Source organism: Bacteroidia bacterium, from assembly GCA_040880525.1.
In the GTDB taxonomy this organism is placed as follows: Bacteria; Bacteroidota; Bacteroidia; order CAILMK01; family JBBDIG01; genus JBBDIG01.
Map to the genome: position 1 here is coordinate 75,037 of JBBDIG010000033.1, position 17,706 is coordinate 92,742.

General features: G+C 43.6%; 16 protein-coding genes. 6 read left to right on the top strand and 10 right to left on the bottom strand.

The window, feature by feature from the left end:
- Window positions 1-142: 142 nt before the first annotated feature.
- Window positions 143-955: an aldo/keto reductase gene (locus WD077_09430; GenBank protein ID MEX0967448.1), complete on the bottom strand. Its 813-nt coding sequence runs from the start codon at window positions 953-955 to the stop codon at window positions 143-145.
- 489 nt (window positions 956-1,444) lie between these two features.
- Between WD077_09430 and WD077_09435 the strand changes: the two genes are divergently transcribed.
- From WD077_09435 to WD077_09445, 3 genes are all read left to right on the top strand, one after another.
- Window positions 1,445-2,014, top strand: a complete 570-nt coding sequence (locus WD077_09435) for a YceI family protein (GenBank protein ID MEX0967449.1) — start codon at window positions 1,445-1,447, stop codon at window positions 2,012-2,014.
- Between the two features lie 35 nt (window positions 2,015-2,049).
- A complete protein-coding gene (locus WD077_09440; GenBank protein ID MEX0967450.1) occupies window positions 2,050-3,351 on the top strand; it encodes a hypothetical protein in 1,302 nt (433 codons plus the stop codon).
- Window positions 3,352-3,439: 88 nt separating this feature from the next.
- Window positions 3,440-4,003, top strand: coding sequence for a YceI family protein (locus WD077_09445; GenBank protein ID MEX0967451.1), 564 nt, complete (start codon window positions 3,440-3,442; stop codon window positions 4,001-4,003).
- An 89-nt stretch (window positions 4,004-4,092) separates the two neighbouring features.
- On the opposite strand, the gene WD077_09450 is transcribed toward WD077_09445, so the two are convergent.
- The gene (locus WD077_09450) at window positions 4,093-5,394 is read right to left on the bottom strand and encodes a hypothetical protein (protein ID MEX0967452.1); all 1,302 of its coding nucleotides are present in this window, start codon (window positions 5,392-5,394) and stop codon (window positions 4,093-4,095) included.
- 83 nt (window positions 5,395-5,477) lie between these two features.
- Here WD077_09450 and WD077_09455 point away from each other — a divergent pair, with 83 nt between their 5' ends.
- Together WD077_09455 and WD077_09460 are read left to right on the top strand one after the other, a co-directional pair.
- Entirely contained in the window at window positions 5,478-6,218 is a 741-nt protein-coding gene (locus tag WD077_09455; protein MEX0967453.1) for a hypothetical protein, read from the top strand.
- Window positions 6,219-6,294: 76 nt separating this feature from the next.
- On the top strand, window positions 6,295-6,765 hold the full coding sequence (locus WD077_09460; protein MEX0967454.1) for a hypothetical protein: 471 nt from the start codon (window positions 6,295-6,297) through the stop codon (window positions 6,763-6,765).
- A 122-nt stretch (window positions 6,766-6,887) separates the two neighbouring features.
- On the opposite strand, the gene hppD is transcribed toward WD077_09460, so the two are convergent.
- Window positions 6,888-8,015, bottom strand: a complete 1,128-nt coding sequence (gene hppD / locus WD077_09465; protein ID MEX0967455.1) for a 4-hydroxyphenylpyruvate dioxygenase — start codon at window positions 8,013-8,015, stop codon at window positions 6,888-6,890.
- A gap of 44 nt (window positions 8,016-8,059) precedes the next feature.
- Entirely contained in the window at window positions 8,060-9,211 is a 1,152-nt protein-coding gene (locus WD077_09470; GenBank protein ID MEX0967456.1) for a homogentisate 1,2-dioxygenase, read from the bottom strand.
- 345 nt (window positions 9,212-9,556) lie between these two features.
- Here WD077_09470 and WD077_09475 point away from each other — a divergent pair, with 345 nt between their 5' ends.
- Entirely contained in the window at window positions 9,557-12,313 is a 2,757-nt protein-coding gene (locus tag WD077_09475) for a gliding motility-associated C-terminal domain-containing protein (protein ID MEX0967457.1), read from the top strand.
- A gap of 254 nt (window positions 12,314-12,567) precedes the next feature.
- Here WD077_09475 and bcp read toward each other — a convergent pair whose 3' ends face one another.
- From bcp to WD077_09505, 6 genes are all read right to left on the bottom strand, one after another.
- On the bottom strand, window positions 12,568-13,026 hold the full coding sequence (gene bcp, locus WD077_09480; GenBank protein MEX0967458.1) for a thioredoxin-dependent thiol peroxidase: 459 nt from the start codon (window positions 13,024-13,026) through the stop codon (window positions 12,568-12,570).
- A 99-nt stretch (window positions 13,027-13,125) separates the two neighbouring features.
- Window positions 13,126-14,082, bottom strand: coding sequence for a transketolase family protein (locus tag WD077_09485; protein ID MEX0967459.1), 957 nt, complete (start codon window positions 14,080-14,082; stop codon window positions 13,126-13,128).
- A gap of 3 nt (window positions 14,083-14,085) precedes the next feature.
- Window positions 14,086-15,459: a VWA domain-containing protein gene (locus WD077_09490; protein MEX0967460.1), complete on the bottom strand. Its 1,374-nt coding sequence runs from the start codon at window positions 15,457-15,459 to the stop codon at window positions 14,086-14,088.
- Window positions 15,460-15,549: 90 nt separating this feature from the next.
- Window positions 15,550-16,419, bottom strand: a complete 870-nt coding sequence (locus WD077_09495; protein ID MEX0967461.1) for a transketolase — start codon at window positions 16,417-16,419, stop codon at window positions 15,550-15,552.
- A 36-nt stretch (window positions 16,420-16,455) separates the two neighbouring features.
- Entirely contained in the window at window positions 16,456-17,016 is a 561-nt protein-coding gene (gene frr, locus WD077_09500; protein ID MEX0967462.1) for a ribosome recycling factor, read from the bottom strand.
- Between the two features lie 95 nt (window positions 17,017-17,111).
- The gene (locus WD077_09505; protein MEX0967463.1) at window positions 17,112-17,681 is read right to left on the bottom strand and encodes a hypothetical protein; all 570 of its coding nucleotides are present in this window, start codon (window positions 17,679-17,681) and stop codon (window positions 17,112-17,114) included.
- Between the last annotated feature and the right edge of the window lie 25 nt (window positions 17,682-17,706).

Below are 17,706 nucleotides of genomic sequence, written 5' to 3' on the forward strand. Positions count from 1 at the left end.
CTCTCCGTCTTCCGTGAATACTTGTATGGACATTCTAAGATCCGCAGGAGACTGATTTCTTTGGATTTATGATCACGAAACAGAATGGCCGGCTGCTCTTCCTCATTTATTCCTGCCGGGAAAAATTATGCTGAAACCAGCATCAGTCCCAGTCTGGTGCAAATGGAGGGTTAACGAAGCGTTCTCCTCTGCTGATGCTTGAGATCCAGTCCATTTCCTCGCGAGTGAGTTCAAAGTCGAAAATGTCGAAATTCTGCTTACGGTGTTTGTGGCTTGATGACCTGGGAATGGCCGCCACGTTTTCCTGTTGCATCAGCCAGCGAAGGGCTACCTGCGCAGGATTCTTATCATACGCTTCGGAAATTTCCTTCAGCACCTGATCATCCAATATCGCTCCTTGCGCCACGGGACTGTAAGCTGTAAGCATCATTTCATGTTCCCGGATCAGATTCAGGAGCTTTTGCTGGCCAAGATAGGGATGGTACTCCACCTGGTTCGTCAGGATAGGGCCGGCTTGCAGCGCTTTTTTGAGCAATTGAGTTGGAAAATTACTCACACCCGTAGTGCGGGTTTTTCCTTCCTCCTGCAGGCGAAACATTTCTTCCAGTGTTTGCTCAAGCGGAAAATCGGAATTGGGCCAGTGTATCAGCAGCAGGTCGATATACTCCGTGTTCAGCTTGCGCAAACTCTCCTCGGCTTCTTTGCGGACGTTCTTTTTGTCTAGGTGGTCGCGCCAGACTTTGGTGGTGACCCACAGCTTTTCCCGGTCAATGCCCGTATCTTTTATTCCCTGAGCCACTTCCTGCTCGTTGCGGTAATCCCGTGCTGTGTCAATGTGCCTGTAGCCAATTTCAATCGCATCCCGCACTCCTTTCCTGCATTCCTCTCCTGTTAGTTCAAAAGTGCCAAAACCGAGTGCCGGTATCGTTTTACCCTGGATTTTCAGATGCTTCATTGTTGAAATATTTATGATCTTGATTTATCAACGGGCGCAAGGGGTTCAGGGTTTTCTAAAAATTATCTTATGAAAACTATGTTTAAAATCTGCATTTCTTTGGATATTTTCAAATTTAAAATTCATGAGAACAGAAAATTTAATAAAAGGGACGTTATTCATTTTGCATTAAAGATAATATATTTTAAACGCTCCCATTAAAACCCTGTAGTCCCTGATATTTTTATTATTTAAATTTTAAAGGCGAAAACAGGATTTTTCTTGTTTTATGAAGGATGTACGAGAACAGAAGCAGCGGAACCTGAACTTCCTGCAGAATGCAAGTATTTATAATTTAAAAAAACCTTTCAACTTATCCGGGCTGAAGGCTGTTCACAAGCAGAGACGAATTATCTTTTGGAAAACAAAATGATAAACTTATTTTTATATGAATGAAACAGTGGCAACTGGCTTCATAGTATTTAACTTTGGCCTAGAAAAAACAGCAATATGAAAAGATCAACTTATTTCTTAATATTAATTCTATCAGCAGTGAGTGCTGTGGCTTTCCTGCCGCACAGAACCTACCATTTGCAACCCGAAACAGAGTTCAGGATAACGGGTACTTCCAGCCTACATGATTGGGAAATTACGACTGACAAAGCCTCTGGCTCTTCGTCCATGCATTTGAATGGTAACCAGATCACCGATGTGAGCAGCCTGCAGTTTACAATTCCGGCAAAGAGTTTTAAAAGCGGCAAAAAGGCAATGGATGAAAATACCTACAAGGCGCTGAAAGCTTCTGAATTTCCAAATATTAAATTCAGCATAAGCAATGTAAAGATCGCCCAGAAAGAGGGAAATGAAGCATCATTCAGTGGAAATGGCAACCTCACAGTAGCCGGGGTTAGCCAGGTAGTACAAATAGATGCTACCGGCCGGGTGGATGGAGGGAAGATATATTTTGAAGGCAAGAAGGATCTCAAACTGACGGACTTCAATATTGATCCACCCACGGCCATGCTGGGAACAATCAAAACCGGTAATGAAATAACTATTCATTATAAAGCGGTTTTTTGATTATTTATTTAACTAAATTAAATTTTGGCTGATCAATGAAAAAGGTATTAATTTTTACGGGGTTACTGTGCCTGAGCGGCATGGAAGCATTTGGTCAGATTTCCACTGGCGATCTGCAGTTCTGGAATCCGGCTGGAAAAGCTGGGCTGAATACATTTGAAACCGGGAAAGAGGATACCGTCCCTTACCAGGGGTTACAGGTGAGAGTAGGCGGTGCATTTACGATTCAATTCCAGGCGCTGGATCATGAGAATGCTGCAGTCCCCAGATATGCTCCAGACGATGTGGACGAGGAGGTAAACCTGAATCAGCTTTATGATCTTGGCCCCGGCTTTAACCTGGCCACTGCAAATCTAAATCTGGAAGCACAGTTGGAGGACGGAATCCGGTTGGAATTGGTAACCTACTTATCCTCAAGACATCACCCGGAAGCATGGGTAAAAGGCGGTTACCTTCAATTTGATAAAATGCTTTTTCTCAACAGCGGTTTGGTGGACAATATTATGGAATATGTGACCGTCAAGGTTGGTCACATGGAAATTAATTATGGTGATGCACATTTCCGAAGAACGGACAACGGAAATTCTTTCAAAAACCCGTTTGTGGGCAATTACATCATGGATGCCTTTGCCACTGAAATGGGCGGAGAAGTTTACTTTAACTACAAAGGTTTCCTTGCAATGGCAGGAGTGACAAGTGGCCAGATCACCGGCAGCGTGCAAAGAAATCCCGGTGGACGCGATCCTGCTTTCCTGGGCAAGCTTGGCTATGACGGGCAAATTAATGATGATCTCAGACTACGGCTGACAGGCTCGGTTTACGCGATTGACAATGCCGCCAGGTCAACCCTCTATTCCGGTGACCGCGCTGGTTCCCGATATTATAATGTGATGGACAATGAGGCAGTAAACAGTTTTACCAATGGCCGGTATAACCCTGAATTCAGTAAGCACATTACGGCAATGGTGCTGAACCCGTTCCTGAAATTTCATGGCCTGGAATTCTTCGGCAATTTTGAAACAGCAACAGGATTCGGGACAGGCGAGAGTTCGGATAGAACCTGGAATCAAATGGGAGTGGACCTGCTTTACCGTTTTGGTGCAAAGGAAAAATTTTATATCGGAGGCCGCTACAACAGCGCTTATGGCGAGATGAAAGGAACCGGAGACGCGGTAACCATTAACAGATTTGCCGGAGGAATGGGATATTTTATCGGTAATAATATTTTATGCAAAGCAGAATATGTAAATCAGGAATATGATGGATTCGCTGAAACCAATATTCTGCATGGTGGAAGATTCAATGGATTGGTACTTGAAGGCTCAATCTTTTTTTAAACTTTTAGATTTTAAAATTTAATATTAAAACAGCATTTATTTTTGAAATGTGCTTTTACGGCTCCGGTTAACCTTTTAGTTATTTTAAATGAAAAGTGTTTTAAAATACCAGATTTGGTTCTTTGTGGTTTTGGTATTTCCGGGACTTACCGGAGCTTCCAAAACTGAACTGGAGGCTGTGGATGTTGAGGTCGTGGTGAAAGGATATTCTACGATCAATGAATGGAAGATGATTTCGAAGGAGGCTACCGGCAGGTTGAATCTGGATAAAGAAAATGGCGGCCTCCGGGGCCTGCGACTGCAACTCCCGGTTAAAAGCCTGAAAAGCGGCACAAGCGCAATGGAGCGGGATGCTTACAGGGCATTAAAAGCAGAAGAATTTCCGGAAATATTCTTTTCATTATCTGAAATTCAGACCCGGGAAACTACGGGACTCATCACTCGCTTTGAGGCCGTGGGCGAATTGACTCTGGCCGGTGTGAAACGAATAGTTCCTGTAAATGCCACCAGCCAGAATATGGATGAAAAACTTGTTATCAAGGGAAATACGCAGATAAAGCTCAGCAACTTTGAGGTTACTCCTCCTTCGGCTATGTTTGGGCTTATAAAATCCGGTGACGAGGTCTCAGTAGAATTCCAGATGGTATTTTAAAGGATCAGGCTTTTTCCTTCAGCGATTTTTAATAAACCACAAACGAATCTAATTTTCCCGCTTTAATAATTAAATCAGCCAGGATCCGGTCAAATCCCGGTAACAGGTATTACGCTCAGCAGACGAAGGTTTACGGGGTCGCTGTAGTCATATTGGTAAAAACCTTCTTTGGAGATGACCATAAGTATATCATTGAAAGGGATGACATCAATTGCAGTAATGGACGCATCACTGGATATCAGGTTCTCGCCAATGGTAAGCGGGTCAGTTGCATCAAATACTTTCAGTCCGGCATCTCCATCACAAATGAATAGCGTACCATCATCAATGCCGAGGCCGTGAGGATTATGCATGGGATGCACGGCCAGTAGTTTGGGCGCCTGTATGTTGGAAATATCTACTACTTCAAGTTGATTCGTAAAATTCTGGCAAGTGTTGCCATCGCGGAGCGTTACATAAGCAAATTGGCCTTCTACGGCTACGGGGTCGCAGCTCGTCACATGTTCCAGTTCCGATATGAACTGTGGAAGAGCCGGATTCGCGAGGCTGTAAATCATCATCCCGGTAGTGGTTCCGAGAAAGAGCTTATCCTCATAGGGAAAGATAGTTTCCGCCATACGGGAAAGAGTTTGGCTGCCCCGCCTGACGGGGGAAGTGGGTGCGCTCACATCAAAGGCTTCCATTGAACTAGTAGAAATTGAGTAAAGATAATCGCCTGAAATGGTGAATCTTGCCATGGATCCGCCAATACCGCTGCTGCTTCCACCCTGCTCAGCTCCGGAGGCATTCTCCGCTACGGCTACCGGCATCGTGCCTGATCCTGTCGTACCCTGAAATACGCTGCCGTTATAGTTGTAATAGCTGTATCGGTCGCAATTATCAGTTACCTCAGTGAGTTCCTTTTCTTCCCAGTCCACGATTACGCCCTGCTCTTCGTCCATTGGAAAGCCCTGGGCAGTGGCGTAGTGCTCGAAAACATCGGGTAACCGCCCGGCTTCCCTCGCATTGCCTGGGTCAGAAATATCAATCGCCACGAGATCCATATAGCTATCCGCCAGCAGCACTCCGTTTTTTACCGCCAGTTCATAATTACCTTTTATTTTTATAAATCCAAGGTTTGACGGGGTTCCAGGGTTCCTGTTATCATATACATGAATGCCTTCATCATATTCATTTATAAAAAGGTAACCCTGATAGAAATATATTTTTCCCGGATTTTCCAGCAGCCGTGGGGCCTCCATTTTTACGCCCTGCCGGAATTCCTCCAGCGACATATAAACCGGGATATTTACTCTCCTGATGTCGGTAAGTTTGCAGGAGTCTTTGGTACAAGCACTGGCTATTAACAAAAAGCTAAGTGCGAGGAAAGGCAGTTTCATTAATTTTGTCATGACGGCTGAAATATTAGAGATTGAAAACGGTTAACACAACGAAGATAAAAGTAGTTTCGTTTATTTATCTAAAAAATCTAAGGATGCATAATATTTTCAGGCCATTGATTTTCCTTCTTATTTTAATTCCTGTAACTATTTCAGCGCAGTCTGGCGGAAAGGTTCAGGATGTTGTTTACCTCAGTGATGGCAGCGTTCTCCGTGGTGAAGTGATACAGGAAGACAGTGCTGGCGTATTGAAGATCCGGATGGGAGATGGCAGTATTTGGGCAGTTTCCGCAAGCAATGTAGACAGCGTTCGTGAAGAAAAATTCTGGCAGGAACCGAAGCCTTTTGATTTCCGCTCCCCTTTGTATCATATTATCCGGTTGGGTTTTCTACTTGGCAGCAACCATGATAATGCGACTTCGTCCGGGTGGTCCTTTCGGTTGATCAATGGTTATGAATTCCGGCATTGGGCTAAGGCTGGAATAGGTGCCGGATTGGATGTTTATCCAAATTATTTATTCTCGTATGCGATAATTCCCCTTTTTCTGGATATTCGTGGAACCCTGCTTCCGGAGGCGAACACTCCCTTTTACGCACTTCAGGTAGGCTATGGAAGCGTATTGGGCGACAGGAGCGCGGACTACCGAGACAAAGGGGGACTTACTGCTGGGGGAGAAATTGGAATGAGGGTGGGGATGGGGCCTGAGGCTGCTTTCATTATTGGTCTAGGTTATTCTCATCAGCGAGCTTCTGCTACGGAAGAGTTTTGGAATGGCGTAAGAGAGTATGATTTCCGGTTTAATCGCTATGCAATCAAGGTGGGGTTTGAGTTTTAATCTGCTTTGGAAAGAGCTGTATTATTTAAATTAGTTTATAATTTGATTTTAAAACAAAAATAAATTAAACAAAACGATGCATTCTATAAAATTGACCTTTATAATAATTTCTATTCTTGTCTGTGCAGCAGGTTTGGCAAAGGGACAAACCACAAATCCAGCGTTCGACTCCACCCTGGCAGAGAGGTTAGGAGCGGATGGTTATGGTATGAAAAGCTATGTATTGGTACTGTTAAAAACCGGCAGCAATCAATCCCGTGAAAAACATTTAATTGACAGTTGCTTTTCCGGTCACCTAAGGAATATTGAACGACTTGTTGATTTGGGAAAGTTAATTGTAGCAGGGCCGCTTGGCAAAAACGAAAATACCTACCGGGGAATTTTTATTTTAAATGTGGAAAATTTTGAAGAAGCCAATGAATTATTGGAAACCGATCCTGCTATTAATGCAAAATTATTAGAAGCCGAATTGTACAAATGGTATGGCTCTGCCGCCTTGCCTGAATATTTAACAACTGCAGACAAGATCTGGAAAATAAAGCCTTAAAAAGAAAAAGCTGCCCTCCTGAATACATGCCATAGGCAGGCAGGAGGGATGACCTTGCCCGACAAAATTCGTGGGCAAGATTCATCCTCGTAAACCTGATCAGAAATTTTCAGAATAATAAATCAGAGATTTCCTCTTCTTTCCTGTTCTCTTTCTATGGCTTCAAATAGTGCCTTGAAATTTCCTTTGCCAAATGACTGCGCACCTTTACGCTGGATAATTTCAAAGAACAGGGTAGGGCGGTCCACAACAGGTTTGGTGAAGATCTGCAACAGGTAGCCGTGCGGATCGCGATCCACCAGGATGCCGAGCTTTTTCAGGTCGCGTATTTCTTCGTCTATCTCTCCCACGCGGTCCAGAAGGTCGTCATAATAAGAAGTGGGAACGTAGAGAAATTCCACACCACGATCCTGCATGTTAGTAACCGTTTCGAGGATATTTCCCGTTGCAATAGCTACATGTTGCACTCCGGGGCTGCGGTAGAAATCAAGATATTCTTCAATCTGCGACTTCTTCTTACCGGCAGCAGGCTCATTGATCGGGAATTTGATGTAGCCGTTATCGTTGCTCATCACCTTGCTCATCAGTGAAGTATATTCGGTAGAAATGTCTTTGTCATCAAAGGAGATAAGGTTCTTGAAGCCCATCACTTTTTCGTAAAACTCTACCCAGACGTTCATTTTACCGAGCTCCACATTGCCTACGCAGTGGTCAATATATTTCAGTCCTACCGGCTCTGTTTCCAGCCTGGATTCCCATTTTTCATAGCCGGGCATAAAGATACCATTGTAGTTTTTGCGTTCAACAAAAAGGTGAACCGTATCTCCATAAGTATGAATTCCAGAGATCACAATGTCTCCGCTATCATCACTTTTGGTTTGAGGCTCAAGGTAGGGCCGGCCACCGCGTTGCACTGTTTGTTTAAAGGCATCTTCGCTGTCATCCACCGTGATGGCATAGACTTTCACGCCATCGCCATGCAGGTAAATATGATCGGCAATAGCGTTGTTGGGCTGCAAAGGTGTGGTGAGCACGAATGTCACTTTTTCCTGCCGCACTACGTAGGAGCAGCGATCGCGTACTCCGGTTTCCGGGCCGGCATAGGCAAGGGGCTGAAAGCCAAAGGCAGTGCGGTAAAAGTGGGCCGCTTGCTTGGCATTGCCCACATATAGTTCAATAAAGTCAGTACCCAACAGTGGCAGGAAGTCCTTGCCTTTTTCTGTGGCCAACTCTTTTTCTTTAAGTTCCATAACTCAGGATTTTACTGTTTTCAATTTTATTTAGAAGTAAACAATTATTCTACCCAGGATTTGTAATACTCCGGATTTTCGAGCTTGATTGCGGCTTTTGTGATCTGAAGCGGATGGAAAGTATCAATCATCACCGCAAGTTCTTTTGTCTCTTTTGCCCCAATGCTTTTTTCCACGGTGCCGGGATGGGGACCATGCGGAATGCCACCGGGGTGCAACGTGATCATTCCTTGCTCCACATGCTTACGGCTCATAAAGTCGCCATCCACATAATATAGCAACTCATCAGAATCCACATTGCTGTGATTGTAGGGTGCGGGTATGGATTCCGGATGGTAATCATAAAGCCTCGGGACGAATGAGCAGATAACGTAGTTGCGGGCCTCGAACGTTTGATGCACCGGAGGCGGCTGATGGATGCGTCCTGTAATAGGCTCGAAATCGTGAATGGAGAAGGCATAAGGATACACATAGCCATCCCAGCCAATTACATCAAAAGGATGATTGGCATATATATAAGGATAGATATTGTGTCCTTTTTTAATTAAAATTTTGAATTCACCTTCCTTGTTATGGGTTTCGAGGTTTTGAGGCTTTCTGATGTCGCGCTCATAATAGGGACTATGTTCCAGCAATTGCCCAAATTTATTCCGGTAGCGTTCGGGCGGCACAATGGGCGTGGGAGATTCGCAGTATAAAATGCGGTTCTCCTGGCTGTCAAATTCCAGTTGGTAAATGGTTCCGCGTGGAATGATGACGTAATCACCGTATTTAAAAGGCACTTCCCCGTACATGGATTTAAGCCTGCCGCTGCCCTTATGGATAAACAGCATTTCGTCTGCCGCACCATTTTTATAGAAATAATCTCCAAAGCTTGTGGGGGCTGCCACGCCTATAATAATGTCGTTGTTCAGGAGCATTATCTCGCGGCTTTTCAGGAAGCTGTCAGCGGGTGCAACGTTGAAAGTAGTGAATGACCGGTGCTTCAGGTGCTTGTCAAAGGCCAGTTCCGGTTCGGTAGAGTAAGGCTCTTCTGCTTCAAGTATTCGTGTTGGCTGGAAGTTGTGGTACACCAGTGAATAGACATTAGAGAAACCTTCAGTGGAAACCAGCTCTTCATGATACAGGCTGCCATCCGCTTTGCGATAGACGGTATGGCGTTTATGGGGAAACTTGCCAAGGCTGTGGTAGTACATTTCTCAGTCGCTTTAATTGCCTGCAAATATACTCATTTAGGTTCCCCCATTCAAAGCTGACGGGTTGGTAATTCCTAATAGTTCTTCAAAGAATATCCATCGAGGTAATCCACCGGTATTGTGCATAAGGTACGTTGGTTTCCACAAGTTTTGAACAAGTTATACACAGCCAACTGTTCACTGCCCACTGCCCAAGGGTGAACGCGAAACTTTATAGTGCAAGCAAGTTATTGGCTAAGATACTAAGCGCTTTGATGCATCAAATTTTAAGCGCAATCACAAAACAATGAACAAGTTTGGAAGTTAAATTTAAACCAAGTTAACTTGTACCCTCAAAGCAAAGAAGTGAAAAGAGTAGTTTTTTTTATTATTATGAGTTTAGGAAACCCTGATTTTATCCAAGGGCAAAACTCTTTTGTATCAAGAATTGACAAAGCCCCTTCCCAGAATGATAGAACAGTCCAAATACTTGGTAACGGAGACTTCTTACTGAAGGAAGTAAACCATAACTCAGAAGAGATTACTTTTTTCCTGATTAGATTGGATGCCTGTCAGAATGTGTTATGGAGTAAACAATTAGTCCTAAACGGTACTGGCCCATCTACATACTTACAAAGTGACATTAATGATGCAGGGGAATATCTCTTTGTTGTTTTTCGGCTTAATAATGAAGTAATACTTATTTCAAAAATTGAAATAAATAACGGAAAGGAATTGTGGAGCAAAAAGATCAGTTTAACTGAACAACAACTCGCTGAAGGATATGAATTTCGTAATATAAGATCATTAAATATCATATCAGTCTCTGATTCAGGAGTTGTCATTGCCTTTCCACATGGAAAGCAAGACCCAACAGAACTAATTCAGGTAATAAAGTTAAACGAAGATGGAGATGTGGAATGGGCGGTAAATTATGAATTTCCATTTGCTGATTTGATGAAGATTATGGAATGGCAAAATGGGGATATATTGTTGTTTTATTCTTGCTCACAATTATTGCATATCTCGTCTGCTGGAACGCTTCAATCCCATTCCCAGATTGTCAATGCGTTTAACAACTGTCCTAATGCCAGAATACTTACGGCTGATATTGGCCCCAATGGGAAAATCTATGCAATTGGGAATGGGGTGCACAACCGCTTTAGCAAAGATTTTTTATTCATACTGTCTAATCCTACCCAGGTAGATTCAGCTAAAAGCTTTAATTTAAATGGAAATTCGACTTTGCTTGATCCTGTTTCCCTCGTAAAGAGTGTGGCTGATAGTAGCATTGTCTTAGGGTTTAAAGTATATCGGGATGGACAATATAGAGATCATATTGGTGCCAAACTGGATTTGAAAGGGGATGTCAGATGGGCAAGGATTTTTACAAATTTTCAAAGTGGACAAGATGGGAATGTGGAAGGTAAGAGAGCCACCGCAATTGATGCCGGTGACACCGGAATTGTAACAGTTGGTTTCTATGCCGATGGCCTGTTAGGATCAACCACTTTGATGAAGGCTGATAAAAATGGCTTTGTAGGCTGTGGTGAAGTTGATACTCCCGTTATTACTCAAAATGAAAATTTTCACCTTGTCTCAAGGCCATTTCCTGATATAGTGACCAATGTAACGATTGCAGATACTACACTGAATATTAGACATCTTCTTATAGAACGGGAGGTATCAACTGTATGTTCTTCACGCCTATACCCGAAGGTGGATTTGGGGAACGACACCGTCATTTGTAGTGGACCTTCTCTCATGTTAACCGCTGATACGAATAACCATCCATTTAACTTTTCGTGGAATACAGGTGCCATAACTCCGGCAATCAATGTTGATACCAGCGGCATTTATTATGTGGATGTATCGTACAACGGCTGCATGACCACGGATACAATCAAAGTTGTTTTTGCAAGCCAGTTAAGAATTGAAACAGCGCATGAAGCCAGCTTTTGTCCCAACGATTCTATTAATTTACTGGCTGCCGGGACAGCAGGTTTTCCGGTATATTGGATCACACCCGCATCAGATACAATATTAGCCGATGAACTAACAGTCACTTCTCCAGGTATATACATTCTTCGGTTACTGGATACCACTATATGTAGTGTGGCTAACACCCTGCTTGTTAATCGCGATTCATTACCTGTTTCCCATGCTGGCCCCGATACCGTTCTTTGCTACAATCAAAGTTATACGATGAAAGGCTCCGGTGGCATTACCTATAAATGGATACCTGCCCGTTATCTTTCTGCTGATAGTATCCCTAATCCGGTAGCCCAACTGCCGCATACGCAGCAATACCATCTAATTGTTACGAATGAGGCGGGCTGTAGCGATACATCAGAAGTACTGTTAAAGGTACGACCACCCCTAGAAGCAACCTTATCTGCTTCAGTAATAACCGGCTGTGCAGGAGATTCGGTAGCATTCATGGCCATGGGTAATGGTGGCGACTCACTTAGCTATGATTATTTCTGGCCACAGTATAATGTCCATGGTCAGGCTATCCGCATACAAATAATGGAAAGCGGTTGGGTTAAGGTGGTGCTGTCGGATGGTTGCTCTGAACTCACGGAGGACAGCATTTTCATTGAAGTATTTCCTTCTCCACTAGCGGCATTTTCTATGGTTCCTTCCGATACAGCAGTCGTTAACAGTAGAGTTATGTTTATCAATACTAGCACTCATGCTATATCCTATTTTTGGTCAATAGGAAACACCACTACTACCACTTCTTCTCCAATCCATCGCTTTGAGGATACTGGCATATACCATGTTATGCTGGTGGCTTACAACGAGTGGGGATGCCCAGATAGTGCTTTTGGGAATATTTATATAGATAATAGTTTCAGCATTTTTTTTCCGAATGCCTTTACCCCTGGCGGTAGAAACCCGCTCTTCAAGGCGGTAGGATATAACGTAACGAGGTGGAATCTGGAAATTTACAATCGCTGGGGAGAGCTGATCTTTTCCACCACAGACTTCAGTAAAGGTTGGGACGGCACCTTCAAAGGGACTGCCTGCCCCGAAGGTGTCTATGTTTTCAAAGCAGAGGCATGGGGTGCAGGAAGTGTAAGAGAAGTTTACAAAGGAAACATCATGTTGGTAAAGTAATCAAACTCTTTGAAGTAGATTTATCTTTCAAAAACTGATATCTTCTGATGCTACGGAACCTTTATTTGGGAAAATTGAACAGCGAATTACATGACCCTATTAAAATCAGGTAGAAAGAATTAATTAACTCCGTAAAGACAGTGATCGTCAAATATTAGGATTTTAGACTGAAGTATAAAGATAGATCTTTATCTATGTATCTTGTCCGAAATTAAAATTGCACCAAAGCTACAGTAATACAGCGAGCAGTGGCGCTAATTGCTGTTCAGCACTTGCTGAGCGTGTTCTTTATTTTTTACCTTTTTAATAATGTTCTCGATTCTACCTTCTTCATCTATAATAAAAGTGGTTCGTTTAACGCCCATGTATTTTTTGCCATACATGTTTTTTTCTCCATACACGCCATACATGTTTACTAATTCCTTGTCAGGATCAGCAAGAAGACTGAAAGGAAGCTTGTAGGTACTGGCAAATTTTCTGTGCGATTCTACGTCATCAGTGCTTACTCCGAGCACGTCATAGCCTTCATCCAAAAGGTCAGGGTAGTGGTCGCGAAGGTTTTCAGATTCAGTGGTACAGCCGCTTGTAAAATCTTTGGGATAAAAATAAAGGACTACCTTTTTGCCCTTAAAATCCTTCAGAGAAACATCCTTTCCTTCCTGGTTCTTTGCCGTAAAATCGGGAGCTTTATCACCTGTTTGCAGATCTGCCATAATTCTTAATTTTTTAAAGTTTAGGAATTAATGGCTCATGCCTGAAAATGTTCTGAAACCTTCCTGATATTAAAACAGGAGCCAAAGAAGATGACCGCCTTATTTCTTTCTCTCCATTACGCGCAGACAGGCTTGAATAACATTAGCCGTTTCAAGTCCATATTTCGCCATCAGTTCTTCAGGCTGGCCGCTTTCGCCAAAGCTGTCATTCACGGCTACCATTTCAACGCGGCAGGGGTGATACCGGGACAGGGCACTTGCCACACTTTCACCGAGCCCGCCATTTCTCTGGTGCTCCTCTGCCGTCACAACGCGGCCGGTTTTCCCTGCTGATTCCAGGATCGCCTCTTCGTCCAGCGGCTTGATTGTGTGGATATTGATCACTTCGCAGCTAATGCCTTGCCCGCTAAGTTTTTTAGCGGCTTCCAAAGCTTTCCAAACCAAATGGCCGGTAGCTACAATAGTAATATCATTTCCTTCAGTCAGCTTCAGCGCTTTTCCGATTTTAAACGGTATGTTGTCAGGAATGAAAACCGGGACTTTCGGCCTGCCAAACCGCAGATAAACAGGACCATCATGATCAGCAATGGCCATAGTCGCGGCTTTGGTTTGGTTATAATCGCAGGGATTAATTACCGTCATGTGCGGCAGCATCTTCATCATACCGAGGTCTTCCAGGATCTGGTGGGTTGCTCCGTCTTCGCCAAGTGTGAGCCCGGCATGAGAGGCACAGATCTTCACGTTTTTCCCTGAATATGCAATGGATTGCCTTATCTGGTCGTAAACCCGACCTGTTGAGAAATTGGCAAAAGTGGCTGTATAAGGAATTTTTCCGCCAATGGTAAGTCCGGCTGCAACACCCATCATATTGGCCTCAGCCACGCCACATTGAATGAAGCGTTCCGGAAATTCTTTAATGAACTTATTCATTTTCAGCGAACCTGAAAGATCTGCACTTAATCCAACAATAGCTTCGTTTTGCTGTGCTACCTCATACAAACCGTCACCAAATCCATCACGTGTTGCCTTTTCATTTAATACAGGGTATTCCTTCATTTTTTAATTGATATTCAATTGTGTTGATCCTCCAGAGGATATTGTGAATTGTACTTGTTTGGTATAAAATGATTGATTCGCATATTTGAACCTGTACACCAACTGGTAGGTACCGGGTTGCAGTGCAATGATCTCCCTTCGCAGATTACCCTGGATGTTATACACCCACTCCAGTCCAGCGCCTTTGCTCATATAAATACTCCCGATCATATCCTTATAAGAGCTTAGTGAAAGCTTGCCGGGTTGGGGAATTTCTATGGTGGTAGTGAAGCTCTGTTTTATTTCCACTTCCCTCATCCGTATCCTGGGCAGGCACAGGATCTCAATATCATATTTTCCTACAATGTATTTTTCCTTCGTGTTAAAGTCTTGGACGTGCAGTATTTTATCCCGGCCCAGGGGTTTTATTACGCAAAGCAATTTATCATAATTGGTGATGCCCTTTACCTTCAGTTCAAGGTCGCCCTGCGGAGCATCAATAGCAATAACGTTATGTTTTCCTGGCGTAAGGTTTACATCATTTTTATATACTGGCGGAATGGTGTTGACCTGGATATTATAGCTGATGTTTGGATCAAGGGTCAGGGTATCAGGATTGCCCCGCTCATTCATCGTATGATACAGGTTGTTGATCAATATATTGTTGTGCCGGTCGTAGAAGGTCATATTGACATTCGTCTCAGTGGGTTTGCCATTCTGGTCAAGCAGGTTCACCTGGGCCGTGGTATTGTTCAGCGCGTGAGATACGACAACTTCAAGCACGGTTTTAAAAGATTCGGGATCTTCTGCATTATAAAATTTTCCAACACAATCGAATTGTGCCATCAGGGTAGTGTTGAGGCCGAGACCAATTATAAATGGCCGGAGAATTACGCCTTTCTTCTGCAAGGCTACAGATACAGCGCAGGGATCGCCATCGCATTCTTCAATTCCATCGGTAATTAAAATAATTATATTTTTAGTGGACGCATCAGGAAAATCATTGGCGGCCTGGGTAAGCGAATACGCAATAGGAGTGGTACCCCTGGGCACTATTTCCCTGAGTTTGGTAATAATTTCAGAGGCGCTGGTGCGGCCAAATGGCACTTCCAGTTTAGTGTCTTTACAATTGCGCTCTCCCTTTGGACTGGTATGGCCATACACACGCAAGGCCAGTTCTACATTTTCTACGTAGCGGAGGCTGTCCACCAACGCTGTGAGAATACTTTTAGCTGCGGTAATTTTCTGAGCATTTTCCCATTTGCCGTACATGCTGCCGGAAGCATCCAGTAAAAAAAGGATCCGGGTTTTCTGCGTTCCTCTTGAACTTTGGCTGTGCCCGTTCAGTGCCAGTAACATAAGAAATAAAAAGAAGATAATCCGGCCTCCGTAAATCATAAACTCAGGTTTTGTTTAAAAAAATATAAGGAACGAAAAAAGATAAGAAATATGTAATTACGAAGATTTAAGCCATTTTTTAAAATGCTGTCAATAATCCCCAAGGGTTTCTTTGAGCTGGGCCAGGGCTTTTTCGAGTTGCTCGTTATTGGGAGCCACGCCATGCCATTGATGATCGTCCACCATAAAATCCACGCCTTTGCCCATATTGGTGGTCATTATGATCGCAATTGGCTGGCCTTCTCCTGTATTTTCTATTGCCTGGTCTATCTTCAGGAGAACTTCTTCCATATCATTGCCATTCATTTCCATCACCAGCCATCCAAATGCTGTCAGCTTGCCATGCAAATCTCCCAGTGAGATCACATTTTCAGTTTTGCCATCAATCTGTTGTCCATTATAATCAATGGTAGCAATAATATTGTCAACTTTATGATGCGCGGCAAACATGAAAGCCTCCCAGTTCTGACCTTCCTGCAGTTCACCATCTCCATGCAGGGAGAAAACCAGGTGTGTATCTTTATTGAGTTTTTTGGCCAGGGCGGCTCCTATGGCTACACTCAGGCCCTGGCCGAGGGAACCTGTTGCCACGCGAATACCGGGGAGTCCTTCTTCCGTTGCAGGATGACCTTGCAGCCTTGAATTCAGCTTCCTGAAAGTGCCGAGTTCCTCTGTGTCAAAATATCCGGAGCGGGCCAGAGTGCTGTAAAAAACCGGGGAGATGTGTCCGTTTGAAAGAATAAAAATATCCTCACCTTCAGCATTCATTGAAAAATTTTTCGGATTATGCTTTAAGTGATGAAAATAGAGTGCAGTGAAATAATCGGCACAACCCAGAGATCCTCCCGGATGCCCGGACTGCACCGCATGCACCATCCTCAGGATATCTCTCCGGATTTGTGTGGCTATGCTTATTAATTTTTCAATATCATTTACAGGAGGTGCTATTTGTTTTGCCACTTTTAGTTTTAATAAAATTTAACTGAGTATCAGTGATTAAACGGTTGTTATGTCCTTTTCTTTTGCAGCCAGCGATTCATCCACCTTTAGTGAATACTGGTCGGTCAGCTTTTGAATCTCATCTTCCGTACGTTTCGCCTCGTCTTCAGGAAGTCCGTCTTTTACTGCGTTCCGCACTTCCTCATTGGCTTCTTTTCTCGCTGAGCGGATGGAGATCTTTGCCAGTTCTGCTTCGTTTCTCGCGAGTTTCACCAGTTGCTGCCTCCGCTCCTCGGTGAGCACCGGCAGGTTTATGCGGATCATGTTGCCATCATTCTGCGGATTCAGTCCCAGGTTGGCATTCATTATGGCTTTCTCAATCGTAGCGATCATTTGCTTTTCCCAGGGTTGTACGGTGATTGTGCGTGCATCCGGGGTATTCACCGTGCCTACATGGCTTATAGAAGTCGCATTACCATAATAATCAATTTTAATGTCTTCCAGCATTTGAGGATTGGCACGGCCTGCGCGTATTTTGCTGAGCTCTGTGCGTAAATGTTCGATGGCCTTTTTCATTTTTTCCACCGCCTCATCAAGCGTTTGCTTTGTTTCTTTCATAATAAATGGTCAATTATGGGCTTCAAAATTAATTATTCCCGAAGGAATCAGCAGCAGTAAAAAACGAAGAAGTCCCTTTATGCCCTGAGTCCATGTCAGGAATCAGGAGGATCTTCATAATTTCCACCCAATTCCTCATAAAGCGCTGTCACCTTTTCATTATCGCGCTGATACTGCTTTTCTATCTGGAAAATATTCTTCACGTTTATCCGCACATCTTCCACATGCTCATTTACAATGGCTGCTTCTTTTTCATAGTAGGTTTCAAAATCTTCCTCTGCTATGTTACCTTCTGTCAAATCTTTTTTGAGATTTCCGATCCTTTCTTTTAGCGTAATATTTTCCGCCTCCAATAATTGCATCCGCGAAAGAAACTGGCTGTACCTTTTGAAAAGTCCGCGATAGGAAGTGAGCAGCGTTTGTAATTCCAGGCCAATGGAATCATCGTAGTTGCGCTGAATATAAGTATACTTTTGATTCATGCTGTCAGTCCTTTTGCGGATGGAACCCATGTCAATTACGAAATTTTCTTCAGCGGCCTGCAGGCGCTGTTGCAGTGAATCCACCTTGCGAATGTCCTCTGTGCGTCCCTGTGGCTGGCACGAAACAATGAAAAGAAATGAGAACCAAATGAGTGCTGAACCTATTGAAATTCTTGATATCATGCTTTGGAATGATTTAAGGTTCAAA

Excerpts from the sequence above, each read along its gene's own strand:
- WD077_09430 (MEX0967448.1), bottom strand. The coding sequence starts at position 955 with ATGAAGCATCTGAAAATCCAGGGTAAAACGATACCGGCACTCGGTTTT.
- WD077_09435 (MEX0967449.1), top strand. The coding sequence starts at position 1,445 with ATGAAAAGATCAACTTATTTCTTAATATTAATTCTATCAGCAGTGAGT.
- WD077_09440 (MEX0967450.1), top strand. The coding sequence starts at position 2,050 with ATGAAAAAGGTATTAATTTTTACGGGGTTACTGTGCCTGAGCGGCATG.
- WD077_09445 (MEX0967451.1), top strand. The coding sequence starts at position 3,440 with ATGAAAAGTGTTTTAAAATACCAGATTTGGTTCTTTGTGGTTTTGGTA.
- WD077_09450 (MEX0967452.1), bottom strand. The coding sequence starts at position 5,394 with ATGACAAAATTAATGAAACTGCCTTTCCTCGCACTTAGCTTTTTGTTA.
- WD077_09455 (MEX0967453.1), top strand. The coding sequence starts at position 5,478 with ATGCATAATATTTTCAGGCCATTGATTTTCCTTCTTATTTTAATTCCT.
- WD077_09460 (MEX0967454.1), top strand. The coding sequence starts at position 6,295 with ATGCATTCTATAAAATTGACCTTTATAATAATTTCTATTCTTGTCTGT.
- hppD (MEX0967455.1), bottom strand. The coding sequence starts at position 8,015 with ATGGAACTTAAAGAAAAAGAGTTGGCCACAGAAAAAGGCAAGGACTTC.
- WD077_09470 (MEX0967456.1), bottom strand. The coding sequence starts at position 9,211 with ATGTACTACCACAGCCTTGGCAAGTTTCCCCATAAACGCCATACCGTC.
- bcp (MEX0967458.1), bottom strand. The coding sequence starts at position 13,026 with ATGGCAGATCTGCAAACAGGTGATAAAGCTCCCGATTTTACGGCAAAG.
- WD077_09485 (MEX0967459.1), bottom strand. The coding sequence starts at position 14,082 with ATGAAGGAATACCCTGTATTAAATGAAAAGGCAACACGTGATGGATTT.
- WD077_09490 (MEX0967460.1), bottom strand. The coding sequence starts at position 15,459 with ATGATTTACGGAGGCCGGATTATCTTCTTTTTATTTCTTATGTTACTG.
- frr (MEX0967462.1), bottom strand. The coding sequence starts at position 17,016 with ATGAAAGAAACAAAGCAAACGCTTGATGAGGCGGTGGAAAAAATGAAA.
- WD077_09505 (MEX0967463.1), bottom strand. The coding sequence starts at position 17,681 with ATGATATCAAGAATTTCAATAGGTTCAGCACTCATTTGGTTCTCATTT.